General features: G+C 73.6%; 23 protein-coding genes and 1 pseudogene. 16 read left to right on the top strand and 8 right to left on the bottom strand.

Going from position 1 to position 25,764, the window contains the following annotated elements; all coding sequences use genetic code 11:
• The first annotated feature begins 159 nt into the window (after positions 1–159).
• A complete protein-coding gene (locus MRBLMG1_RS03400; RefSeq protein ID WP_367820550.1) occupies positions 160–717 on the top strand; it encodes a helix-turn-helix domain-containing protein in 558 nt (185 codons plus the stop codon).
• Positions 714–1,472, top strand: coding sequence for a helical backbone metal receptor (locus tag MRBLMG1_RS03395; protein WP_367820548.1), 759 nt, complete (start codon positions 714–716; stop codon positions 1,470–1,472). Before MRBLMG1_RS03400 ends, MRBLMG1_RS03395 begins: the two co-directional genes overlap by 4 nt.
• Here the strand turns inward: MRBLMG1_RS03395 and MRBLMG1_RS03390 are convergent.
• Positions 1,399–2,580: a TDT family transporter gene (locus MRBLMG1_RS03390; RefSeq protein WP_367820546.1), complete on the bottom strand. Its 1,182-nt coding sequence runs from the start codon at positions 2,578–2,580 to the stop codon at positions 1,399–1,401. The two genes, MRBLMG1_RS03395 and MRBLMG1_RS03390, sit on opposite strands and share 74 nt — an antisense overlap.
• A 415-nt stretch (positions 2,581–2,995) precedes the next feature.
• On the opposite strand from MRBLMG1_RS03390, the gene MRBLMG1_RS03385 reads away from it, so the two are divergent.
• Positions 2,996–3,853, top strand: a complete 858-nt coding sequence (locus MRBLMG1_RS03385) for a LysR family transcriptional regulator (RefSeq protein ID WP_367820688.1) — start codon at positions 2,996–2,998, stop codon at positions 3,851–3,853.
• A gap of 178 nt (positions 3,854–4,031) precedes the next feature.
• Here the strand turns inward: MRBLMG1_RS03385 and MRBLMG1_RS03380 are convergent, their stop codons facing one another.
• Entirely contained in the window at positions 4,032–5,663 is a 1,632-nt protein-coding gene (locus MRBLMG1_RS03380; RefSeq protein ID WP_367820544.1) for an amidohydrolase, read from the bottom strand.
• 193 nt (positions 5,664–5,856) lie between these two features.
• Positions 5,857–6,543 carry a TetR/AcrR family transcriptional regulator gene (locus tag MRBLMG1_RS03375; RefSeq protein ID WP_367820542.1) on the bottom strand — a complete coding sequence of 229 codons (687 nt, stop codon included), beginning with the start codon at positions 6,541–6,543 and terminating at the stop codon, positions 5,857–5,859.
• 69 nt (positions 6,544–6,612) lie between these two features.
• Here MRBLMG1_RS03375 and MRBLMG1_RS03370 point away from each other — a divergent pair, with 69 nt between their 5' ends.
• Together MRBLMG1_RS03370 and MRBLMG1_RS03365 are read left to right on the top strand one after the other, a co-directional pair.
• Positions 6,613–8,067: a purine-cytosine permease family protein gene (locus tag MRBLMG1_RS03370; protein ID WP_367820540.1), complete on the top strand. Its 1,455-nt coding sequence runs from the start codon at positions 6,613–6,615 to the stop codon at positions 8,065–8,067.
• Positions 8,064–9,137 carry a C45 family autoproteolytic acyltransferase/hydolase gene (locus tag MRBLMG1_RS03365; protein WP_367820538.1) on the top strand — a complete coding sequence of 358 codons (1,074 nt, stop codon included), beginning with the start codon at positions 8,064–8,066 and terminating at the stop codon, positions 9,135–9,137. The genes MRBLMG1_RS03370 and MRBLMG1_RS03365 overlap by 4 nt, the downstream gene beginning before the upstream one ends.
• Positions 9,138–9,314: 177 nt before the next feature.
• Here the strand turns inward: MRBLMG1_RS03365 and MRBLMG1_RS03360 are convergent.
• The 3 genes and pseudogenes from MRBLMG1_RS03360 to MRBLMG1_RS03350 form a co-directional block, all read right to left on the bottom strand.
• Positions 9,315–9,992: pseudogene (locus tag MRBLMG1_RS03360) on the bottom strand (gamma-glutamyl-gamma-aminobutyrate hydrolase family protein); the annotation flags it as partial.
• Positions 9,993–10,060: 68 nt separating this feature from the next.
• The gene (gene eat / locus MRBLMG1_RS03355) at positions 10,061–11,530 is read right to left on the bottom strand and encodes an ethanolamine permease (protein ID WP_367820536.1); all 1,470 of its coding nucleotides are present in this window, start codon (positions 11,528–11,530) and stop codon (positions 10,061–10,063) included.
• Between the two features lie 118 nt (positions 11,531–11,648).
• Positions 11,649–12,377: a FadR/GntR family transcriptional regulator gene (locus tag MRBLMG1_RS03350; RefSeq protein ID WP_367820534.1), complete on the bottom strand. Its 729-nt coding sequence runs from the start codon at positions 12,375–12,377 to the stop codon at positions 11,649–11,651.
• 89 nt (positions 12,378–12,466) lie between these two features.
• Between MRBLMG1_RS03350 and MRBLMG1_RS03345 the strand changes: the two genes are divergently transcribed.
• The 4 genes from MRBLMG1_RS03345 to MRBLMG1_RS03330 all read left to right on the top strand — a co-directional run bounded on the left by MRBLMG1_RS03345 (position 12,467) and on the right by MRBLMG1_RS03330 (position 17,482).
• On the top strand, positions 12,467–13,831 hold the full coding sequence (locus tag MRBLMG1_RS03345; protein ID WP_367820532.1) for a glutamine synthetase family protein: 1,365 nt from the start codon (positions 12,467–12,469) through the stop codon (positions 13,829–13,831).
• 39 nt (positions 13,832–13,870) lie between these two features.
• Positions 13,871–15,226: an aldehyde dehydrogenase family protein gene (locus MRBLMG1_RS03340; RefSeq protein ID WP_367820530.1), complete on the top strand. Its 1,356-nt coding sequence runs from the start codon at positions 13,871–13,873 to the stop codon at positions 15,224–15,226.
• Positions 15,227–15,231: 5 nt separating this feature from the next.
• Positions 15,232–16,017, top strand: coding sequence for a 3-oxoacyl-ACP reductase (locus MRBLMG1_RS03335; protein WP_367820528.1), 786 nt, complete (start codon positions 15,232–15,234; stop codon positions 16,015–16,017).
• A gap of 163 nt (positions 16,018–16,180) precedes the next feature.
• Positions 16,181–17,482 (top strand): haloacid dehalogenase-like hydrolase, encoded by a 1,302-nt coding sequence (locus MRBLMG1_RS03330; RefSeq protein ID WP_367820526.1) that lies wholly within the window; start codon positions 16,181–16,183, stop codon positions 17,480–17,482.
• An 82-nt stretch (positions 17,483–17,564) separates the two neighbouring features.
• Here the strand turns inward: MRBLMG1_RS03330 and MRBLMG1_RS03325 are convergent, their stop codons facing one another.
• Positions 17,565–18,767, bottom strand: a complete 1,203-nt coding sequence (locus MRBLMG1_RS03325; RefSeq protein WP_367820524.1) for an amino acid deaminase/aldolase — start codon at positions 18,765–18,767, stop codon at positions 17,565–17,567.
• A gap of 867 nt (positions 18,768–19,634) precedes the next feature.
• Here MRBLMG1_RS03325 and MRBLMG1_RS03320 point away from each other — a divergent pair.
• The 3 genes from MRBLMG1_RS03320 (at position 19,635) to MRBLMG1_RS03310 (ending at position 22,459) form a co-directional block, all read left to right on the top strand.
• A complete protein-coding gene (locus tag MRBLMG1_RS03320; RefSeq protein ID WP_367820522.1) occupies positions 19,635–20,450 on the top strand; it encodes a hypothetical protein in 816 nt (271 codons plus the stop codon).
• Positions 20,447–21,628 (top strand): type VII secretion-associated serine protease mycosin, encoded by a 1,182-nt coding sequence (mycP, locus tag MRBLMG1_RS03315; protein WP_367820520.1) that lies wholly within the window; start codon positions 20,447–20,449, stop codon positions 21,626–21,628. Before MRBLMG1_RS03320 ends, mycP begins: the two co-directional genes overlap by 4 nt.
• A gap of 99 nt (positions 21,629–21,727) precedes the next feature.
• Positions 21,728–22,459, top strand: a complete 732-nt coding sequence (locus tag MRBLMG1_RS03310; protein WP_367820518.1) for an SseB family protein — start codon at positions 21,728–21,730, stop codon at positions 22,457–22,459.
• Positions 22,460–22,470: 11 nt separating this feature from the next.
• Here MRBLMG1_RS03310 and MRBLMG1_RS03305 read toward each other — a convergent pair whose 3' ends face one another.
• A complete protein-coding gene (locus MRBLMG1_RS03305) occupies positions 22,471–22,848 on the bottom strand; it encodes a DUF1844 domain-containing protein (RefSeq protein WP_367820516.1) in 378 nt (125 codons plus the stop codon).
• A gap of 421 nt (positions 22,849–23,269) precedes the next feature.
• Between MRBLMG1_RS03305 and infC the strand changes: the two genes are divergently transcribed.
• The 4 genes from infC (at position 23,270) to MRBLMG1_RS03285 (ending at position 25,701) form a co-directional block, all read left to right on the top strand.
• Positions 23,270–23,896, top strand: a complete 627-nt coding sequence (gene infC / locus MRBLMG1_RS03300; protein WP_414721482.1) for a translation initiation factor IF-3 — start codon at positions 23,270–23,272, stop codon at positions 23,894–23,896.
• 124 nt (positions 23,897–24,020) lie between these two features.
• A complete protein-coding gene (gene rpmI, locus MRBLMG1_RS03295; RefSeq protein ID WP_015032399.1) occupies positions 24,021–24,215 on the top strand; it encodes a 50S ribosomal protein L35 in 195 nt (64 codons plus the stop codon).
• Positions 24,216–24,320: 105 nt separating this feature from the next.
• Positions 24,321–24,707 carry a 50S ribosomal protein L20 gene (gene rplT / locus MRBLMG1_RS03290; RefSeq protein WP_017241732.1) on the top strand — a complete coding sequence of 129 codons (387 nt, stop codon included), beginning with the start codon at positions 24,321–24,323 and terminating at the stop codon, positions 24,705–24,707.
• 154 nt (positions 24,708–24,861) lie between these two features.
• Positions 24,862–25,701, top strand: a complete 840-nt coding sequence (locus MRBLMG1_RS03285; protein WP_367820511.1) for a TrmH family RNA methyltransferase — start codon at positions 24,862–24,864, stop codon at positions 25,699–25,701.
• The last annotated feature ends 63 nt before the right edge of the window (positions 25,702–25,764 follow it).

The following is a 25,764-nucleotide window of genomic DNA, read 5'->3' as shown; positions in this document are numbered from 1 at the left end:
ACGTGACTCCTGTCCGAAAAGGGGCGGTCGCCGAGCGTGCTCGGCGACCGCCCCTTTTCCACACGACGAGAAACCCTGCCCCAAAGCTGCGTAAGGTTCAGGTAACCGGCCGGTACACCGGTACGAGGAACCGCGACAGGCGCGAGGGAGGGAGTCGACATGGACGAGAAGGAATCACCCCGCGTGGGCGCGGCCGTCAAGAGACGCCGCAGAGCGCTCCAGCTCACCCTGGCCGTCGTCGCCTCCCGCAGCGGCCTCTCCGTGCCCTTCCTCAGCCAGGTCGAGAACGACCGCGCCCGGCCCAGCCGGCGCTCCCTCGAACTCGTCGCCGGGGCCCTGGAGACGACCGCCGGCGAACTCCTCGCCGCCGCCGAGGCCTCCCGCACCGTCGACGTCGTACGGTCCGGGGAGCGCCCCCCGGACGCCGCCCTGCCCGCCGGCATCCGCCAGCTCGTCCGGGGCCGCCACCAGCTGCACGCCCTGGAGTTCACCGGCGAACAGGACGCGGGACGCGAGTTCCAGCACCGCAACGACGAGCTGCTGTACGTGGCCGACGGCGCCGCCGAGGTCGAGGCCGAAGGGCGCGCGTACCGGCTCGGCCGCGGCGACACCCTCTACCTCTCCGGCGGGGTCCGGCACCGCTGGCGGGCCACCGAGCCCGGCACCCGGCTGCTCGTCGTCGCCGTCGCCGAACACGTCGAGGCCGAAGAGGAGTGAGGCCCGGTACGCGGTCCCTACCGCGGGTCGTCTCCCTCGTACCGTCCCTGACTGAGGCCGTCGCCGTCACCCTCCCCGGCGCCCTCGTCGGCGCCACGGACTGGTGCAGCCACCCCCCGGGCCTCGACGTCGCACGGATCGGCGGCACCAAGAACCCCGACGTCGCCGCGATCACCGCGCTCCGGCCCGACCTCGTCCTCGCCAACGAGGAGGAGAACCGGGCCCCCGACCTCGCCGCGCTGCGGGCCGCCGGGGTCGACGTCCTCGTCACCGGGATCCGCACCCTCGACCAGGGCCTGCGCGAACTGGAACGGGTCCTCACCGCCTGCGGCGCGCCCCGGAGACCCCGCTGGCTCGACGACGCCGAGGCCGCCTGGGAGGCCGTGACGCCGGTGGCGCGCGCGGCGGACGGCGGCCCGCTCACCGCGGTCGTGCCCATCTGGCGCCGCCCCTGGATGGTCCTGGGACGCGACACCTTCGCCGGCGACCTGCTCGCCCGGCTCGGCGTCCGCAATCTGTACGGCGACCACCCCGAGCGCTATCCGCGCCTCCCGCTCGACGACCTCAGGGCCGCCGCGCCCGACCTCGTCGTCCTGCCCGACGAGCCCTACCGCTTCACGCGCGACGACGGCCCCGAGGCCTTCCCCGGGACCGCCGCGGCGCTCGTCGACGGACGCCTGCTCACCTGGTACGGGCCGTCACTGGCCGAGGCTCCGCGGGAGCTCGCCCGGGCCCTGCGAGCAGCGCACCGCTGAACAGCCCGCGCACGGTGTGGAACCCGGCCACCAGCCAGGCCGCGACGAGGAACACGTACAGCCCGATCGCGAGCCACCGGAAGGCGGCGAGCCCGGTGTGCTGCGCCAGCCCCTCGGCGCCGGTCACACAGGTGCCGACCGGGAAGGTGAAGGCCCAGAAGGTCATCGCGAAACCCATGCCCCGCCGCCGCGCCCGCAGCACCATCGCCGCGGCCAGTGCCAGCCACAGCAGCGCGAAGCCCATCACGGGTACCCCGTAGAGGACGGCGAAGGCGGCGAAACCGTGGGCGTACGGCTCGGGCAGCACGCCCGGGGCCGCGTCGGCGAACTTGCTCGCCGCGGTCGTCGACTGCCCCAGCGGGCCGAGGACGAGGAACAGGGTCGGGGTCAGCGCCAGGGGCAGCGGACCGCCGGTGACCAGTCGGCCGAAGACCAGCGGCAGCATCACCAGGGTCGCCAGCAGACTGACGCCGAACATCGCGTAGCAGGTGATCAACAGCGTCTGCTGGGCCTGCCCGGCGGGCAGATGGGGCACGAGCAGCGGACCGAGGGCGGCCGAGACCATCGGCGCGACGACCGGAAGCAGCCACACCGGGGACGCGCTCTCGATCCGGTGGTGCACCACCATCACGTACGGGACCGCCACCGCGGCGGCGAGACCGACCAGCGTGCCGACCGTGAACAGCACCGCGTCCACACCGACGGCCGCCGGGAGCCCGATCCAGTCCCGGCCCACGATCAGCGCCCCGCCGCCCACCGCGAGCAGCGCCATCGACAGACACCCGTAGAAGGGCGCCATGGCCGGGTCCATGAGATGCGCGCGGGCCTGGTCCCCGTGCCGGGTCCAATGGACCGCACGGGCGCCGAGCAGCACCAGCAGCATCACCAGCGACAGCGCCCAGACCGCCGCGCAGGCCGTACGAAGACCGGGGACGTCCACCGGAAGCGTGGCGCCCGCCGATGCCACGATCGCCGTCCCCATCACCGAGGCGTACCAGTTGGGCCCGAGGTGACGGACGGAGCGGGCCGTAAGGACCGGGCGTGCGCCGGGGGTGGTGGCGCGGGAGGCCGGACGAGGGGCCGAGCGGGGTGTTGCGAGGCTTGCCATGGCTCCACCGTCGCCCCGTTCCCCCGCCCCCACCAGGGATCATGCGGCTATGACGTCATAAGCTGGCCTTATGAGCAGGGAGACGCGCGGGCCGTGGCCGGCCGACGGGGAGCACGGGGCGTACGGGGCGTACGGGCCGCAAGGAGCGCGGGGGCCTGAGGGGGAGCCGGGGCCGCAGGGTGCGCGGCGGGCCGAGGGGGCGCAGGGTGCGCAGGAGGCGCGTGGGGTAGAAGGGGAGTCTGGGACGACGGGGACGAAGGGCGTGCGGCGGGCCGAGGGCGAGCCGGCGACGAAGGGTGCGCGCGGGTTTCACGGGGAGCCGGGGACGAAAGGTGCGCGCGGGCTTCACGGGGAGCACGGCGCTGAGCCGCGCACCCCGCTCTCCCATCGGGTCCCGGATCTCGGCGCGCTCGAACTGCTCCTCGCCGTCGCCCGGCACGGCAGCCTCGGCGCGGCCGCCCGCGAGGTGGGGATCACGCAGCCCGCCGCGAGCAGCCGGATCCGCTCCATGGAGCGGCAGCTCGGGGTGGCCCTGGTCGACCGCTCGCCCCGCGGCTCACGGCTCACGGACGCGGGCGCGCTCGTCACCGACTGGGCCCGGCGGATCGTCGAGGCCGCGGAGGCCTTCGACGTGGGCGCCCTGGCGCTGCGCGGACGCCGCGACTCGCGGCTCCGGGTGGCCGCGTCCATGACGATCGCCGAGTACCTGCTGCCGGGCTGGCTGATCGCGCTGCGCGCCCAGCGCCCGGACACCGCCGTGTCCCTCCAGGCCGGCAACTCGGCCGCCGTCGCCGAACGCCTCTTCGCCGGCGACGCGGACGTCGGCTTCGTGGAGGGGCTCGCCGTGCCGGACGGCCTCGACGGCGTCGTCGTCGCCCACGACCGGCTCCTCGTCGTCGTCGCCCCCTCCCACCCCTGGGCCCGCCGCCGCGGCCCGATCGACCCGGCGGAACTCGCCGCGACCCCCCTGGTCCTGCGCGAACGCGGCTCCGGCACCCGGCAGGTCCTCGACGCGGCGCTCTCCGGCCACGGCGGCCTCGCGCAGCCGCTGCTCGAACTCGCGTCCACCACCGCGGTGAAGGCCGCTGCCGTCAGCGCTGCCGGGCCCGCGGTCCTCAGCGAGCTCGCGATCACCGAGGAGCTGGCGTCGCGCCGCCTGGTCGCCGTCCCGGTCGACGGCGTCCTCCTCCGCCGCGACCTCCGCGCCGTGTGGCCCGCGGGCCACCGCCCGACGGGCCCGGCGCGCGACCTGCTGTCGCTCACGAGGGGCTGACAGTCCCCCCACGCCTACGCCCACACCCATGCCCAGGCGGAACGCCTGCCCGCCACGCGGAACGCCTGTCGGACACGCGGAACACCTGCCCGCCACGCGGAACGCCTGTCGGCCAAGCGGAACCCCCACCGCCATGAGTACCGGCCTGTGAGCGCCTGCTCGCAGACCGGCGCGTACGTCAGAGGTCCGTCGCGCGGAACGTCACCCGGCCGTCCACCACGGTGAGGCGGACGGGGACGTCGGGAAGGTCCGTGGAGGACGTCGTCAGAGGGTCGGCCGCGAGGACGGTGAGGTCGGCGCGGTAGCCGGCCGCGAGGCGCCCCGCCTCGTGCTCCTCGCCGGCGGCGTACGCGGCCGCGGTGGTCATGCCGCGCAGCGCCTCCAGGGGGGTGAGGGCCTGTTCGGGGCCGTGCGGCGCCTGGGCGAGGTCGCGGCTGGGACGGCGGTGGCGGGCGCCGGCCATCACGCCGAGCGGGGGGAACGGGGCGATCGGCCAGTCGGAGCCGAGGACGACGGTGGCGCCGGAGTCGGCGAGGTCGCGGCAGCGCCAGGCGCGCGAGGCGCGCTCCTCGCCGAGGCGGCGCGACCAGTTGTCGGTGTGGTCGGCGCGGGTGAAGTCGCAGCAGTGGGTGGGCTGCATCGACGCGAGGACGCCGAGCTCGGCGAACCGGCGCAGCGTGTCGTCCGGCACCGTCTCGATGTGCTCGACCCGGTGCCGCACGCCGTCCGGGCCGCCGCCGGCCCGGGCCTTCTCGACGGAGTCCAGGACGTGCCGGACGGCAGCGTCGCCGATGGCGTGCGTCGCGGTGGCGACGCCCGCCCGGTGCAGGGCGCCGATGATCCGGGTGTACGCGGCGGGGTCCGGCCAGAAGGCGTGCGTGGACTCGCCGTGGCAGTCGGGGCGCTCCAGCCACGCCGTGCCGTTGTCGATGGTCCCGTCCATGAACAGCTTCACGCCCGCGACCTGCCACAGCGCCCCGCCGGTACCCTGCTGCTCGATCAGGCCGCGTACGCCGTCGGCGTCGGTGCCTGGCTGGCACCAGGGTGCGACCCGCAGGCGCAGCGGCAGGTCGCCGGCGGCGTCGAGCTCCCCGTACAGGGCGAGGCTCTCGCCGTTGGCGTCCATGGCGTGGCCGCCGGTCAGTCCGGCCGCCGCCATGGACCGCAGCGCCGTCGCGAGCCGCTCGCGGCTCTCCTCGCGCGTCGGGTGCGGGGCGACCCGTTCGACCAGCTCGCAGGCGGCGTCCTCCTGGAGCAGGCCCGTCGGGCGTCCCGCGGCGTCGCAGACGACCTCGGCGGACGCCTGGTCGAAGGTGCGCGGGCCGTCGACCCCGGCGAGTTCGAGCGCGCGCCGGCTGGCCAGCGCCGAGTGGGCGTCGAAGAGCAGCAGGAAGGCCGGGATCCCGTCGAGTACGGCGTCGAACGGGGCGATCCCCACGGGCTGGTCGCCGAAGACGTTGGGGTCGAGGCCCCAGCCGAACAGCCACTCTCCGCGCCCGAGGGACCGCGTCTCCCGTGCGAGTGCCGCGCGCACGTCGTCGAGGTCGGCGCAGTACGACAGGTCGAGTCCGTGCGTCAGTTCCGCCCCCGTGACCGGGTGCACGTGTCCGTCGACGAGCCCCGGGGTGACCACGGCCCCCTTGAGGTCGACGACCGTCGTGGCGGGACCGGCGAGCGCCCGGATCTCGCGGTCGTCACCCAGCGCCGCGATCCTGCCGTCGTCCGAGACGGCGAGGGCGGTTTCCGGCAGGAACGCCCCCGTGCCGGGGTCGAGCAGACGGGCGGACAGCAGGACGAGTCGGGTGCGCACGGGGGCTCCAGGGGGTGCGGAAGGGGGTGCGGACGAAGCGCGGAATGGAGTGCGGAAAGGAGTGCGTGGACGGGGCAGGCGGCGCGTGAGGCGATGCGTGAGGCGGCAGGCCGGCGGGACGGAAGAGGAGGCGATCGAGTAGGCGGAACCGAGCAGGCCGGCGAGCGGTACGAGGTCGGCCGGGCGCCGGCTCTCACTGGGGTGGGGCGGGATCCGAGGGGGTCGGGGGAGCGGCGGGCTCGACGAGGGCGGGTGCTTCGGTCAGGGCTCCGTACGGCAGTCCCAGGACGCGTTCGGCGGTGGTGACGGCCATGCGGGTCACGGCCTCGGGGCGGTTGCTGCGGTCGGTGTTGGCGTGGGCGCCGAGGCCGTCGAGGACCACGAGGATCTGGATGGCGGCGGCGCGCGGGTCGTCGGTGCGGAACTCCCCGCGGTCGACGCCCTCCTGGATGACTTCCTGGAGGCGGTCGTCGGAGGCGAGCTCCTGCTCGGCGACGCGGTCGCGGAGGAGGGGGCGGTAGCGGCTGAGGTGGCGGGCGTTGATCCAGAGGCGGCTGATGTCGTCGTACGCGTCGCCGGTGGAGAGCGCGAAGTAGCGGGCGAGGTACTGGGTGGGGGTGCCGTGCGGCCGCTCGGCGGGCAGGAGGGCGTCGAGCTCGCCGGTGGAGGCGACGCTGAAGGCCTCGGCCACCAGGTCCTCCGCCGAGGGGAAGTAGTGGCTGATCAGGCCGGGCCGTACGGCGAGCTCGTCGGCGATCCGCCGGAGGGTGACGCACTCGAGTCCCTCCGTCAGGGCGACGCGGGCCGCGGTCTCCACGATCTCGGCCCGACGGGCTTCGGGCGTTTTCCGGATTCGCTTGCGCTGGACGCTTGACGACATAACCGGGATGCTATTGAGTGTGCGACCAATAAGCAACCAGGTGGGCACCACACGCTTCCGGAGGGCCGCATGGCTTCCACGATTCCCGACCCGCTCCCAGGCACGCAGGACGCCCGGGTCACCCCGCCGGCCGCCGACCGGCCAGGCCGCATCGAGGCCCACGGCATCGACCACATCCCCGACGGCGAACGCCACGGACACCCCCGCGAGCTCTTCTCCGTCTGGGCCGCGGCCAACGTCAACTACCTCAGCCTCGTCATCGGCGGCGCCCTCGTCCTGATGGGCCTCACGCTCTGGCAGGCCGTCGCCGTGATCGTCGTCGGCAACCTCTTCTGGCTGCTCACCGGCCTCCTCGCCACCTCGGGGCCGGCGGCGGGCGCGCCCAGCGAGGTGATCACCCGCACCATGTACGGCGTCATGGGCAACCGCGTGAACAACGCGATCGGCGGCTGGCTCGTCTCCGTCTGCTACTTCGCCCTCAACCTCGCCGCCGCGGCCACCGCCGCCTTCGCCCTCGTCGAGAAGACCGGCATCACGGCGAACACCCCCGTCAAGGTCGCCGTCATCGTGGTCATCGCCGCGCTCACCCTGGCCATCAGCGTCTACGGGCACGCCCTGATCATCAAGCTGTACCTGCCGATCACCCTGGTCCTGGCCGGCGTCTTCACCGTGGTCGCGTTCGCGGTCCTCCGGCACGCCGACTTCTCGTACGCCCCCGCCGCGAAGCTCTCGGGCGTCGAGCTCTGGGGCCTCCTCCTCGCGGGCACCACGATGATCGCCTCGGGCCCGCTGTCGTACACGACGAGCGCCGACTTCTCCCGCTACCTGCCCCGGACGTCCTCGAAGAAGGCGATCGTCGGCTGGACCGCCTTCGGCGCCTTCCTGCCCAGCGTGATCGTGTGTTCGCTCGGCGCGTTCGCCGCCACCGCCGTCGACATGACCGACCCGCAGACCGCGCTCCAGACGATCCTCCCCGGCTGGTTCACCCCGGTCTTCCTGCTCGCCCTCGTCCTCGGCACGATCTCCATCAACGCCCTGACCGCCTACAGCGCCGGCCTCGCCCTCCAGGCCGTCGGCCTCCGCATCCGCCGGACCGTCAGCGTCCTCTTCGACGGCGCGGTCGCCGTCGCCCTGACCCTCTACGGCCTGCTCGTCTCCAACTTCCTGGACACCGTGAGCAACGCCCTCCAGGTGATCGTGGTCCTGATCGGCCCCCTGATGGCCGTCTACGCCACCGACATCGCGCTCCGCCGCGGCCGTTACGACGGGATCGCGCTCTCGGACGAGACCCCCGGCAGCCCCTTCTGGTACACCGCGGGGGTCAACCTCGCCGGCGCCCTCGCCGTCGTCCTGGGCGTCACCGCGGCCTCCCTCTGCGTCAACACCCTCTACACCGGCCCGGTCGCCGGCGCCCTCGACGGCGTCGACCTCTCCCTCCCCGTCGGCATGGTCGTCGCCGCGCTCGTCTACGCGCTCCTCATGCGGAACGACCGCACCGCCCTCGCCGCCCGGGCGCGGGCGTGAGCGGCCGCACGGTCCTCCGGATCACCGGGGACACCCCGAGGCGCCGCGGCGAGGACCGCGGCCGCCGGGCCGGCGACGCCATCGCGCGCGCGTGGCGCGTCTACGACGAGCTCTTCACCACCGTCGGTGGTCGTGCCCCCGACGTGCGTTCGCTCGCCCTGCGCACCGCCGACGCCACCCGGGCGTGGGCGCCGGAGCTCGTGGAGGAGATGGAGGGTGTCGCCGAGGGAGCCGGACTCCCGTTCTGGACGATCGCCGCGCTCAACGCGCGCACCGAGATCCTCGCCGAGGCCGGCGCGCCCCGCGCGGGGGAGTGCTCCACCCTCGTCCGGACCGGCCCCCTGACCACCGGCGGGCAGTGCTGGGACTGGCACGAGGAACTGGCCGGTTCCTGGCACCTCCAGACCGTGACCGGCGACGCCCACGGGTTCGCGGGCATCACCGAGCACGGCATCCTCGCCAAGATCGGCGTCAACGAGGCCGGTGTGGGCGTCCTCTTCAACATCCTCGGCCACACCGGCGACGCCGCCACCGGAGTCCCCGTCCACCTGGTCGCCCGTCAGGTGCTCGGCAACGCCGGGTCGTTCGCGGAGGCGGTCGGAATGCTCACGGGCGCCCCGGTCTCCGCTTCCACGGTCATCACCGTGGTGACCGCCGACCGGGCCGCGTCCGTGGAGCTCGCCCCCGCCGGCTCGGCGGTGGTCGTCCCCGACGAGCGGGGCTGGCTGACCCGTACGAACCACTTCCTGGACCCGTCGCTCGCCGCCGGCGAACTACGCGGCCGCCGGGAGCCGGAGACATACGACCGGCACCGGCTGCTCAGCCGGCGCGTCCGGGCCCACCCGGGTCCGCTCGGACCCGACGCGCTGGCGGCGCTGCTCTCCGCACACCGCGAGGACGGCGCCGAGGTCTGCTGTCACGCTCCCGCCGGAGGCGCGCTCGGCAGCCGGTGGGCCACGCTCGCCACGCTCGCGGTCGACCCTGCGGAGCGGCGCCTCCTGGTCCACGACGGCGGCCCCTGCACGGCCGGCCCGTCGACCTGGACCCCGCTCACGGCGCCGGCGCGCTGAGCCCATCCGAGTCGGGTGCGCTCACGGCGCCTGCACGCTGAGCGCATCCCCGTCGGGCGCGCTCTCGGCGCCCGAGCGCTGGGCCCATCCCCGTCGGGCGAGCTCACCGCCCGCGCGCTGGGCTTCGGCTCCGTCTGGAGCGCACACCCCGCCCGCGTGCTGAGATTCAGCCCGTCGGGCGGCCGCCGCCTCGACGAGCCCCCGCATCACCCGCGGGTCCTCGCCCATCTCCGGGTGCCACTGGACGCCGAGGGTCCAGGAGGGGGCGGCCAGTTCGACCGCCTCGACGGTGCCGTCCTCGGCGTGGGCGGAGGCGGTGAGTCCCGTGGCGAGCCGGTCCACGGCCTGGTGGTGGTAGGTCGGGACCTCGGTGAGCTCGGGTACGAGGGAGGCGTAGAGGGTGCCCGGCACGGGCTTGACCGGGTGTCTGCCGATCACGCCGACCGCCTCGACGTGTCCGTCGAGGTGCTGCACGAGCGTCCCGCCGAGCGCGACGTTCAGCAGCTGCATCCCGCGGCAGATGCCCAGGAGCGGGGTGCCGGACGCCAGCGCCGCGTCGACCAGCGCCAGTTCCCAGGCGTCCCGGGCGCGCGCCGGCGGGCCGGTGCGGGGGTCGGTCTCGGCCCCGTACCGTACGGGCTCGACGTCCGCCCCTCCCGCGACGACCAGCCCGTCGAGCCGGGCGACGACCGCCGCGGCGGCCTCGGGTCCGTCCGGCGGCAGCATCACGGCGAGCCCCCCGCTCTCCCGTACCAGCCACGGGTAGCGGGCGGGAAGCAGCGCGGCCTCCATGTCCCACACCCCCCAGCGGGCCTGGTCCAGATAGGTGGTCACGCCGATGAGCGGCTTGGACACGTGCTTCCTCCAGAGATGCGGACAGAGGGGTGGAGCACCCGGTGCCGGGTTGATCGGCACGACACTTCCTAGTCGCGTTCGAGCTCGGCCTCCGCCGCGGCGAGCGCCGCGAACTCCTCCTCGGGCGCGCCGGCCACCAGATGGTGCCGACTGTAGAACGCGAAGTAGGCGAGGGCGACGACGTACACCCCGAGGGCCATGAACGCCGCCGTCCGGTCCACCAGGAAGGTCGCGACCAGCGCCGACAGGGCCAGGACGAAGGCCACGGACGACGTGACGACCCCGCCGGGCGTGCGGTACGGCCGGTGCAGCCCCGGCTCCCGGCGCCGCAGCACGATGTGGGAGAGCGCCATCAGCGCGTACGAGATGGTGGCGCCGAACACCGCGATGTTCAGCATCCGCGCCCCGTTCCCGGTCCCCGCGGCGAGCGCGAAGCCGATCGCGCCCGGGATGAGGAGGCCCAGGTACGGCGACTTGCGGCGGCTGGTCAGGGAGAGGAAGCGGGGCAGGTAGCCGGCCCGGGAGAGGGCGAACAGCTGGCGCGAGCCGGCGTAGATGAGGGAGAAGAAGGAGGCCACCAGGCCCGCGAGGCCCGCGTAGTTCACGAACCGGCTGAGCGCGGTCGGCTCCCCGTCGCCCTGGAGCGCCACGACCAGCGGGTTGCCGGCGTCCTGGACGGCCGCCGAGCCGTGCGCCCCGGTGGCGGCGAGGAACGTGACGACGGCGAGCAGGACCAGGATCCCCATGGAGATCGCGAGCGCCTTCGGCATCGACCGGACCGGGTCCTTGGCCTCCTCGGCGGCGAGCGGCACGCCCTCCACGCCGAGGAAGAACCACATGCCGAAGGGGAACGCGGCCCAGATGCCGAGCAGCCCGAAGGGCAGCCAGGAGCTCGACCCGAAGGCCTCGCCGTCGACCGGGATGTCGTTCAGGCCGTCGACGTGGAAGTCGGTGAACGCGCCGAGCGCGAAGACGACGAGCGCCGCGACCGCGATGGCCGTCACGATCAGGCTGAAGCGCAGCGCCTCGCCGACGCCCCACAGGTGGATCCCGATGAAGAGCGCGAAGCAGACGAGGTAGACCGGCCAGCCGGACTCCAGGCCGAACAGCCCGAGGGACTCGACGTAGTCGCCGATGAAGATCGAGATCGCGGCGGGCGCGAGGATGTACTCGATGAGGATCGCGGTGCCGGTGAGGAACCCGCCCCAGGTGCCGAGCGCGCGGCGGGCGAAGCCGTAGCCGCCGCCCGCGGTGGGCAGGATGGCGGAGAGTTCGGCGAGGGCGAAGACCAGACAGGCGTACATCGCGCCCATCAGGACGGTGGCGACGGCCAGTCCGCCGAACCCGCCCTTCGACAGGCCGATGTTCCAGCCGGAGAAGTCCCCGGAGACCACGTACGCGACGCCGAGCCCGGTGAGCAGCAGCCAGCCCGCGCTGCCGCGGCGCAGCGCCCGCCGTTCCAGGTAGTCGTCCTTCGGAGGGGCGGTGCCCCCGGGCGTGCCGCCGGGGGTGTTCCCGGTCGTGTCTTCCAGCGTCATGGCAGCGTCAGCTCCCCGCAACGGGCCCAATGGATTGGTGCCATACCTTTGCGGTGGTCGGTGGGGGAGCGCAACCCCCGTGCGTTACTTTCGGGTTACGCGGCCCGGGGCGCCGCCCTCAGGTGAGGAACCCCCGCAGCAGCGCCGCCGTACCCGCGCAGTGCTCCCGCATCACCTCGCGCGCCGCGTCCGCGTCCCCGTCGAGCACCGCCTCCACCAGCGCGGTGTGCTGGTGCTGGGAGTGCTCCAGATTGCGTACGAGCAGGGGGATGCAGTCCAGGAGGTCGTTCACCGTCGCCCGGACGGCGGCGTACTGCGCGGTGAGCGTCGGCGAGCCGGAGAGCTCGGCGAGGGTGAGATGGAGCAGGGTGTCCTGGCGGCGGTAATCGGCCAGCGGGGCGTCCCGGGTCGCCGCCACCGCGGTCCGCAGCCGCTCGGCGCCCGCCGCGTCCAGGCCGTGCGCCGCGCAGAGCCCGGCGGCCCCCACGTCGAGGACCTCACGGAAGCGAAGGGTGTCCTCCATGTCGACCGAGGCGATCCGGCGGCGCAGCTCGTCCTCGTCGGCGGTCTGGACGCGGGGCAGCACGAACGTTCCGCCGTACCGGCCGCGCCGGCTCTCCACGAGCCCCTGCTCCTGGAGGACCTTGAGGACCTCGCGCAGTGTCACCCGGCTGATCCCCATCCGTTCGGCCAGCTCCCGCTCGGCGGGCAGCCGCTCGCCGCCGGGCACGAGCCCGAGCCGCACCACCTGGAGGATCTGCTCCAGGGCCTCCTCGAAGCCGTTGCCGGCCCGCACCGGCCGCAGCACGGGCGTCAGCCGGTCCGCCGATTCACTCGTACTGGCCACGTTCTCGTTTCCCCTTCTCCGGCACTTCCCAAGCAATGGTCTTCGGTAATACCTTATGGCTTCCGGCAGGCCGAAGGAGGAGCAATCCCGTGGCAGTCCGCACACCCCCGCTCGCCGTCGAGGAACTCCGCGCCCTCGTCGCGAGCGGCGAGATCGACACCGTCGTCCTGGCCTTCCCCGACATGCAGGGACGGCTCCAGGGCAAGCGGTTCGCCGCCCCGTTCTTCCTGGAGGAGGTCCTCGGCCACGGCACCGAGGGCTGCAACTATCTTCTGGCAGTCGACACCGAGATGAACACCGTCGACGGCTACGAGATGTCCTCCTGGGACCGCGGCTACGGCGACTTCGCCATGCACCCCGACCTCACCACCCTCCGCCGCCTCCCCTGGAACGAGGCCACCGCGATGGTGACGGCCGACCTCGCCTGGGGCGACGGCACCCCGGTCGTCGCCGCACCCCGCCAGATCCTCCGCCGCCAGCTGGAGCGCCTCGCCGAACTCGGCCTCACCGCCCACGTCGGCACGGAACTCGAGTTCATCGTCTTCCGCGACAGCTACGAGCAGGCCTGGGACGCGAACTACCGCGGCCTCACCCCCGCCAACCAGTACAACATCGACTACTCCGTCCTCGGCACCGGACGCATCGAACCCCTCCTGCGCCGCATCCGCAACGAGATGGCCGGCGCCGGACTCACCGTCGAGTCCGCCAAGGGCGAATGCAACCCCGGCCAGCACGAGATCGCCTTCAAGTACGACGAGGCCCTCGTCACCTGCGACCAGCACGCCGTCTACAAGACGGGCGCCAAGGAGATCGCCGCCCAGGAGGGCTACTCCCTCACCTTCATGGCGAAGTACAACGAGCGCGAGGGCAACTCCTGCCACATCCACCTCTCCCTCCAGAACGCCGACGGGGAGAACGTGATGGCCGGGGACGACTCCCACGGCATGTCCGAGACCATGCGGCACTTCCTCGCCGGACAGCTCGCCGCCCTCCGCGACTTCTCCCTCCTCTACGCCCCCAACGTCAACTCCTACAAGCGGTTCCAGCCCGGCTCCTTCGCGCCCACCGCCGTCGCCTGGGGCCACGACAACCGCACCTGCTCGCTCCGGACCGTCGGCCACGGCCGCTCCACCCGCTTCGAGAACCGCCTCCCCGGCGGCGACGTCAACCCGTACCTCGCCGTCGCCGGACTGGTCGCCGCGGGCCTGCACGGCATCGAGCAGCGCCTCGAACTGCCCCCGCCCTGCACCGGCAACGCGTACACCGGCGAATACGCGCACGTCCCCACCACCCTGCGCGAGGCCGCCGAACTCTGGGAGACCAGCGAGATCGCCAAGGCCGCCTTCGGGGCCGAGGTCGTCGCCCACTACCGCAACATGGCCCGCGTCGAACTCGACGCCTACGACGCCGCGGTGACCGACTGGGAACTCCGCCGCTCCTTCGAACGCCACTGACCCGGACGCCGCCGCACGCACGCCACCGAGAGGAACGAGTTGCTCCAGGTACTGAACCCGGCGACCGAGGAGCCGGTCGCCACCGTCCCCGCCGCCACCCCGGCCGACGTCGACGCCGCCGTCGCGCGCGCCACCGCCGCCCAGCGCGGCTGGGCCGCCGCGGCGCCCGCCGACCGGGCCCGGCTGCTCCGCCGCTTCGCCGCCGTCGTCGACGAGCACGTCGAGGAACTCGCCCGCCTGGAGGTCACCGAGGCCGGACACACCATCGGCAACGCCCGCTGGGAGGCCGGCAACGTCCGCGACCTGCTCGACTACGCCGCCGGGGGAGTCGAACGCCTCAACGGCCGCCAGATCCCCGTCGCCGGCGGCCTCGACATCACGATCCTCGAACCGCTCGGGGTCGTCGGCGTCATCGCCCCCTGGAACTTCCCCATGCCGATCGCCGCCTGGGCCACCGCACCCGCCCTCGCCGCCGGCAACGCCGTCCTCCTCAAGCCCGCCGAGACGACCCCCCTCACCGCGCTCCGCCTCGCCGAGCTCGCCCTGGAGGCCGGCCTGCCCGAAGGCCTCTTCCAGGTCCTCCCCGGCACCGGCCCCGTCGCGGGCAACGCCCTCGTCGAACACCCCGGCATCGCCAAGATCGTCTTCACCGGCTCCACCCGGGTCGGCAAGTCGATCATGGCGAAGTGCGCCGACCAGGTGAAGCGGGTCACCCTCGAACTCGGCGGCAAGAGCCCCAACATCGTCTTCGCCGACGCCGACCTCGAAGCGGCCGCCGCCGCCGCCCCGATGTCCTTCCTCGACAACAGCGGCCAGGACTGCTGCGCCCGCACCCGCATCCTCGTCCAGCGGAGCGCGTACGACCGCTTCCTGGAGCTGCTCACCCCCGCGATCGAGGAGATCGTCGTCGGCGACCCCGCCGACGAACGCACCCAGATGGGCCCGCTGATCTCCCGCGCCCAGCTCGACCGCGTCCGCACCTACGTCACCGGCGACGCCGAGGCCATCCGGGGCAAGGCCCCCGAAGGCCCCGGCTTCTGGTTCCCGCCGACCGTCCTCACCGGCGTCGCCGAGGACGCCCCGTGCGCCGTCGAGGAGATCTTCGGACCCGTCGCCGTCGTCCTCCCCTTCGAGGACGAGGCCGACGCGATCCGCCTCGCCAACGCCACCGAGTACGGCCTCTCCGGCTCCCTCTGGACCCGGGACGTCGGCCGCGCCCTGCGCGTCTCCCGCGCCGTCCGGGCCGGCAACCTCTCGGTCAACTCCCACTCCAGCGTCCGCTACTGGACCCCGTTCGGCGGCTACCGGCAGTCCGGCCTCGGCCGCGAACTCGGCCCCGACGCCCTGACCGCCTTCACCGAAACCAAGAACGTCTTCATCAGCACGGAGGCCTGACCCGCATGACCACCGAAGAGATCATCTGCCGCCGCCTGGTCGGCCGTACCGCCGTCATCACCGGAGCCGGCAGCGGCATCGGCCTCGCCACCGCCCGCCGCCTCGCCTCCGAAGGCGCCAACGTCGTCTGCGGCGACATCGACGAGCGCGCCGGAAAGGCCGCCGCCGAAGAGGTCGGCGGCACCTTCGTCCGGGTCGACGTCACCGACCCGGACGAGGTCGAGGCACTGTTCAAGACCGCCTTCGACACGTACGGCTCCGTCGACATCGCCTTCAACAACGCCGGCATCTCGCCCCCCGACGACGACTCCATCCTGGAGACCGGCCTGGAGGCCTGGAAGCGCGTCCAGGACGTCAACCTCACCTCCGTCTACCTCTGCTGCAAGGCCGCACTGCCCTACATGCGCCGCCAGGGCAAGGGCTCCATCATCAACACCGCCTCCTTCGTCGCCATCATGGGCGCGGCCACCAGCCAGATCTCCTACACCGCCTCCAAGGGCGGCGTGCTCGCCATGTCCCGCGAACTCGGCGTCCAGTTCGCCCGCGAGGGCATCCGCGTCAACGCCCTCTGCCCCGGCCCCGTCAACACGCCGCTCCTCCAGGAGCTGTTCGCCAAGGACCCCGAACGCGCCGCGCGCCGCCTCGTCCACATCCCCGTCGGCCGCTTCGCCGAGGCCGAGGAGATCGCCGCCGCCGTCGCCTTCCTCGCGAGCGACGACTCCTCCTTCGTCAACGCCAGCGACTTCCTCGTCGACGGCGGCATCTCCGGGGCGTACGTGACCCCCCTCTAGACCCTCGCCGCCGCCACCCACCTCCCCCCCCACCCGACAGCCGGGCGTCGCAAGGCGCCCGGCTGTTCCGCGTACCGACACACGTACCGACACACGTACAGACACACGTACAGACACCCGTCCACAGACGCGTACAGACACGCGTGAAGACAGGAGAGTGATCATGAAATACCGGCTCCGTACGTCCGCCGCCGCTGCCGCCCTCGTCCTCGCGGCGACCGGCCTCGCCTCCGCCGCCCAGGCCGAGGCCAGGCCCGGCGGATGCCCCACGCTGAAGACCTCCGACGGCTGGTACGGAGACAACAAGGCCCGCATCGACGCCCTGATCGCCGACCACTGCGACGGCGAGGGGACCCGGGGTGCCAGGGATGCCAAGGGTGACCGGGGTGTCCGGGGTGTCCGGGGGAAGAAGCCCGTCGCGGTCTTCGACTGGGACAACACCGTCGTCAAGAACGACGTCGGCGACGCCACCTTCTACTGGCTCCTCCGCAACGACCGCATACGCCCGCCCCGCGCCGGCGACTGGTCCACCACCAGCCGGTACCTCACGCCCGAGGCCGCCACCGCCCTCGCCGACGCCTGTCCCACCGGCGTCCGCACCCTCCCCACGTCCACCGACACCCGCTGCGCCGACGAACTCCTCGCCGTCTACGGCACGGGCGCGACCACCGGCGGCACGACCGCCTTCGCGGGCCACGACCGCCGCCGCATGGAGCCCCAGTACGCCTGGCTCGCCCAGCTCCTGCACGGCTGGACCACCCGCCAGGTCGAGTCCTTCGCCGCCGCCGCCCGCGCCGAGAACCTCGCCGCCCCACAGGGCGCCACCCAGCAGGTCGGCACCGCCCGGGTCACCGGCTGGGTCCGCTACTACGAGCAGCAGCGCGACCTGATCGGCGCCCTCCAGCGCGCCGGCTTCGACGTCCGGATCGTCTCCGCCTCGCCCGAACCCGTCGTCGACGTCTGGGCGAAGGGCATCGGCGTCGACCCCTCCCACACCCTCGGCATCCGCAGCATCACCGACCACGGCCGCCTGACCAGCCACCTGGAGGGCTGCGGCACGGTGCGGGACGGCGAGGACGCGATGATCACCTACATCGACGGCAAGCGCTGCTGGATCAACCAGGAGATCTTCGGCGTCCGCGGCCCCGCCGCCGAACGCGTCCAGCCCGCCGCCCGCCGCCAGGTGTTCGCCGCCGGCGACTCCGACACCGACATCTCCTTCCTGCGGGACGCCACCGGCCTCCGCCTCGTCCTCAACCGCAACAAGAACGAACTCATGTGCCGGGCGTACGAGAACGGCGACGGCCGCTGGATCGTCAACCCGATGTTCATCGAGCCGAAGAAGCGGAAGGCCACCCCCTACCCCTGCGCCACCACCGGCTACACCGCGGGCGACGGCACCCCGCAGCCCGTCCGGCGCCCCGACGGCAGCATCGTCCCCGACCAGCAGGACACCGTGTTCTGAGGGTTCCAGGGGCCTGATGTCAGAGGCCTCCTGATTTCGGGGGCCTCCCGATTCCAAGGGCCTCCCGACTCCGGGGGGCCTCCTAGAGGAAGGTCATCCCCTCGCCGCGGTACGTGGGCACGGTCGCCGTGACGCGATCACCCTCGACCAGCCGCAGGCTGTCGAACCGCTCGCACAGCTCCCCGGCCTTCGCGTGCCGGAACCAGACCTTGTCACCGATCCGCAGATCGTCGGCGGGGGAGCCGAGTAGCGGCGTCTGCACCTCGCCGGGCCCCTCCTGCGCGTCGTACCGCAGCCCCTCCGGCAGATACGGCACGGGCAGCCGGTCCGGCCCCGGGGCCCCCGACGCCGGATACCCGCCGCCCAGCACCGTCACCACGCCCACGCCCGGACGCCGGACCACCGGCTGCGCGAAGAGCGCGGCCGGACGGCCGCTGAACGACGTGTAGTTGTCGAAGAGACGCGGCACGAACAGCCCCGAACCGGCGGCGATCTCCGTCACCGCGTCCTCGGCCGCCGTGTGCTGCACGCTCCCGGTGCCACCGCCGTTCACGAACTCCAGGTCCGGCGCCACCGCCCGGACCGCCCGCACCACGGCCGCCCTGCGGTCCGCGAGCTCCTTCCGGGCTGCCGACTGCATCAGCCGGATCGCCCGAGACCGCAGCGGCCGACCCGCGACCGCGTCGCCGACACCCGCCACATGACCCTCGTACGCCATGATCCCGACCAGCCGGAACCCGGGACGCCGCACCACCGAGCGGGCCAGCTCGGCCAACTCGGCGGGCTCACGCAGCGGCGAGCGGCGCGCGCCGATCCGTATCCGGCCGCCCAGCAGACTCAGCGCCGTGTCCAGCTCCAGACAGACCCGGACCTCCTCCGTCCCGCCCGCGCGGGAGGCGTCGACCAGATCGAGCTGCGTCACGTCGTCGACCATCACCGTCACCGCCGCCGCCAGCTTCGGGTCCCGCGCCAGCTCCCCGAACCCCGCCCGGTCGGCCGAGGGGTAAGCGAGCAGCACGTCCTCGAACCCCGCCCGCGCCAGCCACAGCGACTCGCCCAGCGTGAACGACATGATCCCCGCGAAGCCCTCCCGCGCCAGCACCCGCTCCAGGAGCGCCCGGCACCGCACGGACTTGCTCGCCACCCGCACCGGCTTGCCCGCGGCCCGGCGCACCAGGTCCGCCGCGTTGGCGTCGAAGGCCTCCAGGTCGACGATCGCCACGGGCGCGTCGAGATCAGCGGTGGCCCGGTCGTAACGGGCCCGGTCGGCGGCACGCGGAGTCATGGCCCGAGCTTGCCAGACAGGTTTACGGGTGGGTAGCCCCTGGGTTCCCGTCCCCCGGGGAACAGCCCGTAGAGTGACGGGCATTGTCGACACGCGCAGGACACGAGCAGGGGGACGGGCATGACCGCCGAACACCGCCCCACCCCGTCCCGCATCACCGACGCCCTCCTCCCCACCCCGCCGACCGACTCCCCCCACGCCCGCACGGCGCCCACCCCGGCTCCGCCCCCCAACCTGCCTCCGGCCCCTGCGACGACCCCACCGCCCAGCCTGCCTCCGGCCCCTGCGACGACCCCGTCGACCGGCCAGCGTCTGGCTCCCGCAACGGCCCCGTCGGTCAGCGTGCCTTCGGCGCCCGCTACGGCCCCGTCGACCGGCCGGCCTCCGGCCCCTGCTCTGCCGGCCGCTCCCGCCCAGGCTCCCGCACTTCCCCCCGCGGCTTCGCCCGCAGCCCGTACCCAGGCTCCCGCCGCGGGTTCCTCCGCCGCGCCCGCTCCGGCCTCGCCTGCGCGCGCTGCCGCGGGTACCCCGGTCGCTCCGACTTCCCCCGCCCGACCCGCCGCCACCCCCGTCGCCGTACCCCCGATGCCCGCTCCGGCCCCCTCCGCCGCTGTGCCTGCCGTGGAGACGACGACGCGACTTCGCGCGATCCGTGCCACGGACCCCGACCCGCGGCAGGTGTCCGGCACGGGCCGGGAGGCCGCCGGGCGCCCGGCGGTGACGGCCGCGGCCGAGAGCCGGAGGACGGTGGGGCCGCTCGGTCCGCCGCGGCCCGTGTCCGCGCCCGCGGTCACCGGACCGTTCGCCCCGCCTCGGCCGGCGTCCGCGCCCGCGGCGCAGGCCCGGGCGGGGTCGTACGGCCTGGGTGTGTCCGGGGCGTTGCCGCCCGAGGTGCCGGTGGAGACGACGACGCGGCTGCGGCCGGTGAGGGAGCGGACGGCCGGGCGGACGGTGGCGGTGGCGGCGTGCGCCGTGTTGGGGATGGGGCTGATCGGCGGGGCGCTCGCCGGGGTGTGGTTGGCGTCGGCGGAGCCGGGGGCGCCGGCGGAGCCGGTGGGGTACGCGGAGGCGAAGGAGAGCTGGCACAACGCGCCGGTCGACACGCTGTTCCCGAGGACCCTGGCGGGGCCGGGCGCGGGGCCGGGGGCGGCGGCGCGCACGTGGACGCGGGTCGTCGTCGCGCCGGACGCGGCCTGTTCGCCGACGGTGATGGCGAAGGGCCTGCTGGCCACGCTCAAGCCGCTGGGCTGCGAGCGCGTCCTGCGGGCCACGTACACCGACGCGACCGCGAGCAGCGTGATCACCGTCGGCCTCGTCTTCACCCGCGCCGACGTCACCGCGCAGGGCGCCCTCGGGCGTGACCTCACGACCCGGCTCGGCCAGGACGTGCCGCCGGCGCTCGCCGGCCCCGGCACCGTCGCGTCCCGCTTCGGGGCCGGCCAGCGCGCGAGCTGGTGGCTGACGGCACCCGCCGACCTTCCCGTCGTCGTCACCGCGGTGTCCGGCTTCGCCGACGGCCGGAGCGTCGACCGTCCGCTCCCCGCCGACCAGGCGACGAGCGCGGGCCGTACCGACGCCGTCGCCCAGTCGGGTCTGGGCCACGAGGCCAAGGGCATAGCGAAGCGGTTCGAGTCGCTGCTGCGCACGACCGCCGTCGCGGCGGCGAAGGAGAACGCCCGGTGACCCGACCTTCCCGCCGCCGGGTGCGCGCCGCCTCGGCCGTGCTGTTCGCCGCCGCTTTCGCGGTGCTGCCCGCGACGACGGCGCCCGCGTACGCCGACACCATCCGGGCCCGGCAGTGGGGCCCCGAGGCCCTGCACACGGCCGAGGCCTGGCGGACCACGAAGGGCGAGGGCATCACCGTCGCCGTGCTCGACACCGGCGTCGACGCCGAGCACCCGGACCTGAAGGATTCCGTGCTGCCGGGACACGACCTCATCGGCTTCGGTGCCGGCCGGGGCGACCGCGCCTGGGCACGGCACGGCACGGCGATGGCCGGCATCATCGCCGGGCACGGCCACGGCCCCGGCGACGGGGACGGCGTCCTCGGCATCGCCCCGGACGCCGAGATCCTCCCCGTGCGCGTCATCCTCGAAGGCACCGACAAGGCCAGGGACAAGGCCCGCAAGACCCGCGGGACCGCGCTCGCCGAGGGCATCCGCTGGGCCGCCGACCACGGCGCGGACGTCATCAACCTCTCGCTCGGCGACGACTCCAAGTCCGCGCACCCCGACGCGGGCGAGGACGCCGCCGTGCAGTACGCCCTCGCCAAGGGGGTCTCCGTGGTGGCCTCCGCCGGCAACGGCGGTGAGAAGGGCGACCACATCTCGTACCCCGCCGCCTACCCCGGCGTGATCGCGGTCACCGCCGTGGACCGCTTCGGCACGCGCGCCTCCTTCTCCACCCGACGCTGGTACGCCACGGTCAGCGCCCCCGGCGTCGACATCGTCATCGCCGACCCCGACCGCCGCTACTACGAGGGCTGGGGCACCAGCGCCGCCGCCGCGTTCGTCTCCGGCGCCGTCGCCCTGGTCAGGTCCGCGCACCCCGACCTCACCCCGGCCCAGATCAAGAAGCTGCTCGTCGACACCGCCCGCAACCGGCCGAAGGGCGGCCGCAGCGACGCCAAGGGGTACGGCACGGTCGACCCGGCCGCCGCCATCGAGGCCGGCGCCCGCCTCAAGGGCGCCGACCCCAAGAACGCCACCGCCGGCTTCCGGAGCCCGTACTTCGGCCCCGGCCCCGTCCCCGCCCCCGAGGAATCCCGCTCCTACGGCCTCCTCGCCCCCGCCGCCGGCGGTCTCGGCGCACTCCTCCTCCTGACCGCCGTCGTCCTCGGCCGCGCCCGCCGGAACCCCTGACCAACAGGACGCCTGACGACCAGGGACCCCTGAGCCCCCGTCCCCGAGCACCCGGACCCGGCGGGCCGCGGTGGGCGCGGCGCCGGTTAGGCTCGGTGCGTGGCGCTCAAGAACATCCCGGACCCCGGTTTCTCCGACGACGACGGCACCGCCGACCCGCGGCTCGCCGCGGCACTGGCGGCGTGGGCGGAGGACAGAACCGCGCACGGGCCGGTGCTGGAAGCGCTCAAGGGCGCGCGGCTGCTCGTGCCCGTGGTGGCCGTGCTCGGCGAGGTGGAGACCGACGAGAACGGCCTGCGCCGCGAGAAGACCAGCGACATGGCGGTGCCCACGCTGACGGCCGGCGACCGCCGGGCCCTGCCCGCGTTCACGTCGATCGCCGCGCTCGCGCTGTGGGACCCGGAGGCCCGGCCCGTCGCCGTGCCGCTCCACCAGGCGCTCCAGGCGGCCGCGCACGAGAAGGCGGACACGGTCGTCCTCGACCTGGCGGGCCCGGTGCCGTACCAGCTGACGGGCCCGCTGCTGCTCGCCCTGGCCGAGGGCCGCTCCAGCGCGGACCCGCTGGACGACCCGGCGGTACGGGAGGCGGTGCGGGCCGCGGTCGCCGCCGAGCCGGCCGTGCTCCGCGCCCACCTGGGACCGGGGGCCGCCGACGGCACCCTGGCCCTGGTCCTCGCCGAGGACGCCTCCGCGGCGGAGTCGGCCCAGCGCGTGGCCCGCGCCCTGGCCGCCGACGAAACACTGAGGGCCCGCCTGGTGCGGGGCCTGGACCTGGCACTGCTGCCGGCCTCGGCCACGCCTCCGGGCGAGCCCTTCTACGTGAAGAAGTAGGACGTACGGGCTCAGCCGTAGACGGGTCCCGTGTACTTCTCGCCCGGTCCCTGGCCCGGCTCGTCCGGGATCAGGGAGGCCTCGCGGAAGGCGAGCTGGAGGGACTTCAGGCCGTCCCGCAGGGGAGCGGCGTGGAACGAGGAGACCTCCGTCGCGCCGGCGTCGAGCAGGCCCGCGAGCGCGTGCACCAGCTTGCGCGCCTCGTCGAGGTCCTTGTACTTGTCGCCCTCCTCGGTGAGCCCGAGCTTCACCGCGGCGGCGCTCATCAGGTTGACGGCGACCGTCACGATCACCTCGACCGCCGGGACCTCCGCGATGTCGCGGGTCATGGAGTCGAAGTCGGGGGTTTCGGGGGAGTCCGCGGACTCGTTCTGGGGCGTCTCGCTCATGCCTCACACGATAAGCCGCCCCGGAGCGCCTCCCTGCCGCCCCGCCCGCATTCGCGTATGGGCACGGCTCCTGCTAACCTTGTGTAACGACCGGCCGGACACGTGTGTGCCCGGCCCACAAGTGGAGGCTCCGTACTCCCACCTGACCGCCCTCACGGGTGGCGGGTCACCGGTCAGGTGGCGCCCATCGTTCCGTACGGACGATGGAGCCGCCCGATGTGCGCCCCGCGGTTGACCGCGGCGGTGCTCCGGTATTTCCATGGAGCCCCGCCTGTGTCCCGTCCGGGGCGTTTTTCATGTGCCGGCTCGGTTGGTCAGAAACAGACAGTGCGCGTCCGTCCGCCAGGCGGTCGCGTGGTGCTACCGAGGAGGATCCATCAGCGCCGAGCCCCGCATCAACGACAGGATTCGCGTTCCCGAGGTGCGACTTGTCGGACCCAGCGGCGAGCAGGTCGGGATTGTTCCGCTTGCCAAGGCCCTGGAGCTCGCACAGGAGTACGACCTTGACCTGGTCGAGGTCGCGGCGAACGCCCGTCCGCCCGTGTGCAAGCTCATGGACTACGGGAAGTTCAAGTACGAGTCGGCCATGAAGGCCCGTGAGGCGCGCAAGAACCAGGCGCACACGGTCATCAAGGAGATGAAGCTCCGGCCGAAGATCGACCCGCACGACTATGACACCAAGAAGGGTCACGTCGTCCGGTTCCTCAAGCAGGGCGACAAGGTCAAGATCACGATCATGTTCCGTGGTCGTGAGCAGTCCCGCCCCGAGCTCGGTTTCCGGCTGCTTCAGCGGCTGGCGTCGGACGTCGAGGACCTTGGCTTCATCGAGTCCAACCCGAAGCAGGACGGCCGGAACATGATCATGGTTCTCGGCCCGCACAAGAAGAAGACCGAGGCCATGGCCGAGGCGCGTGAGGCCCAGGCCGCACGCAAGGCCGAGCGCCAGGGCGTCGCCTCCGACGAGTTCTCCGAGGCTCAGGCCGACGAGGCCCCGGTCGCCGAGGCCGAGGTCGAGGTCGAGGCTCCGGCCGAGAACCCCGAGGCGTGACCCGACGGGCTGCCAACCAGGCAGCCCTGGGCCCCGCCCGGAACCACCAAACGAAGAACTGACGCTCCCGGATGTCCGGTGTCCGCACCGGGCGGGAGCGCCACTGACGAGGAGATACGGCGCGATGCCGAAGAACAAGACGCACTCCGGTGCCAAGAAGCGCTTCAAGGTCACCGGCTCCGGCAAGATCCTGCGCGAGCGCGCCGGTAAGCGCCACCTGCTCGAGCACAAGTCGTCCAAGCTGACGCGTCGCCTCACCGGCAACGCCGAGATGGCCCCGGGTGACGCCGCCAAGATCAAGAAGATGCTGGGCATCTGAGTTGATCTCCCGCCCTCGGCGACGGGGGCATCCGGCAGAGACCGGGATCCATTCGTTTTTCGGGTCGTGTGAGGACCACCACGACCCCGCTACAAGGAGTTAAAAGTGGCACGCGTCAAGCGGGCAGTCAACGCCCACAAGAAGCGCCGGGCGATTCTCGAGGCGGCCTCCGGCTACCGCGGTCAGCGTTCGCGCCTGTACCGCAAGGCCAAGGAGCAGGTCACCCACTCGCTGGTCTACAACTACAACGACCGCAAGAAGCGCAAGGGCGACTTCCGTCAGCTGTGGATCCAGCGCATCAACGCCGCTGCCCGCCAGAACGGCATGACGTACAACCGCCTCATCCAGGGTCTGAAGGCCGCCAACATCGAGGTGGACCGCAAGATCCTCGCCGAGCTGGCCGTCAACGACATCAACGCGTTCGCCGCGCTGGTCGAGGTCGCGCAGAAGGCCCTCCCGGCCGACGTCAACGCCCCGAAGGCCGCCGCCTGATCTTCCAGGCCGCAGTACTTCTGCCCGGACCCGCAGGCGCGCTCGCGCCTGCGGGTCCGGGTGCTTCACCCTCCGGGGGACCCGCAGCACCCGGTCCCCGCCGCTCCCGGCCCCCGAAGCCCGCCCGGCCCCGAAGAGAGAACCGCCGCACCTCATGGTCACCCCCGAGCTGATCTCCCCGCGTTCCCCGCGCGTCGTCGCCGCCCGGCGGCTCGCCAAGCGCAACTTCCGGGGCAAGGACCGCCTCTTCATCGCCGAGGGCCCGCAGGCCGTCCGCGAAGCCGTCGACCACCGGGGTTCCACCGGAGAGCCCACCCTCGTCGAGCTCTTCACCACCGTCGAGGCCGCCGAGCGGTACGCCCCGATCATCGAGGCCGCACTCGCGTCCGGCGCCCGCGTCCACCACGCCTCCGACGCCGTGCTCGCCGAGGTCTCCCAGACCGTCACCCCGCAGGGCCTCGTCGGCGTGTGCCGGTTCCTCGACTCCCCCTTCGAGGAGATCGTCGCGGCCCGGCCCAAGCTCGTCGCCGTCCTCGCCCACGTACGCGACCCCGGGAACGCCGGCACCGTGCTGCGGTGCGCCGACGCGGCCGGCGCCGACGCCGTCGTCCTCACCGACGCCTCCGTCGACCTCTACAACCCCAAGTCCGTGCGGGCCTCCGTCGGCTCCCTCTTCCACCTGCCGGTGGCCGTCGGCGTCCCCGTCGAACAGGCCGTCGCCGGACTCAAGGGCGCGGGCGTACGGATCCTCGCCGCCGACGGCGCGGGCCAGGACGACCTCGACGACGAGCTGGACGCCGGCACCATGGGCGGCCCCACCGCATGGATCTTCGGCAACGAGGCCTGGGGGCTGCCCGAGGAGACCCGGGCCCTCGCCGACGCCGTCGTCCGCGTACCGATCCACGGCAAGGCCGAGAGCCTCAACCTCGCCACCGCCGCCGCGGTCTGCCTGTACGCCTCCGCCCGCGCCCAGCGCCCCCGAACCTCCGCCTGAAGGGTCCATTCCGCCCCCTCGCCCAGTAGAGTGACGCACTCGGGGGCCCACTGCGCTACACGG

Source organism: Streptomyces sp. LMG1-1-1.1 (genome assembly GCF_040815545.1).
GTDB lineage: Bacteria > Actinomycetota > Actinomycetes > Streptomycetales > Streptomycetaceae > Streptomyces.
Note: the sequence above shows the minus strand (reverse complement) of the source record. Positions and strands in the feature narration are given on the sequence as shown.

Coding starts and splice junctions, on each gene's coding strand:
- eat (WP_367820536.1), bottom strand. CDS start 11,530: ATGACGCTGGAAGACACGACCGGGAACACCCCCGGCGGCACGCCCGGG.
- rpmI (WP_015032399.1), top strand. CDS start 24,021: ATGCCGAAGAACAAGACGCACTCCGGTGCCAAGAAGCGCTTCAAGGTC.
- MRBLMG1_RS03330 (WP_367820526.1), top strand. CDS start 16,181: ATGAAATACCGGCTCCGTACGTCCGCCGCCGCTGCCGCCCTCGTCCTC.
- MRBLMG1_RS03370 (WP_367820540.1), top strand. CDS start 6,613: ATGGCTTCCACGATTCCCGACCCGCTCCCAGGCACGCAGGACGCCCGG.
- MRBLMG1_RS03335 (WP_367820528.1), top strand. CDS start 15,232: ATGACCACCGAAGAGATCATCTGCCGCCGCCTGGTCGGCCGTACCGCC.
- MRBLMG1_RS03400 (WP_367820550.1), top strand. CDS start 160: ATGGACGAGAAGGAATCACCCCGCGTGGGCGCGGCCGTCAAGAGACGC.
- MRBLMG1_RS03375 (WP_367820542.1), bottom strand. CDS start 6,543: ATGTCGTCAAGCGTCCAGCGCAAGCGAATCCGGAAAACGCCCGAAGCC.
- MRBLMG1_RS03325 (WP_367820524.1), bottom strand. CDS start 18,767: ATGACTCCGCGTGCCGCCGACCGGGCCCGTTACGACCGGGCCACCGCT.
- MRBLMG1_RS03285 (WP_367820511.1), top strand. CDS start 24,862: ATGGTCACCCCCGAGCTGATCTCCCCGCGTTCCCCGCGCGTCGTCGCC.
- MRBLMG1_RS03305 (WP_367820516.1), bottom strand. CDS start 22,848: ATGAGCGAGACGCCCCAGAACGAGTCCGCGGACTCCCCCGAAACCCCC.
- MRBLMG1_RS03390 (WP_367820546.1), bottom strand. CDS start 2,580: ATGGCAAGCCTCGCAACACCCCGCTCGGCCCCTCGTCCGGCCTCCCGC.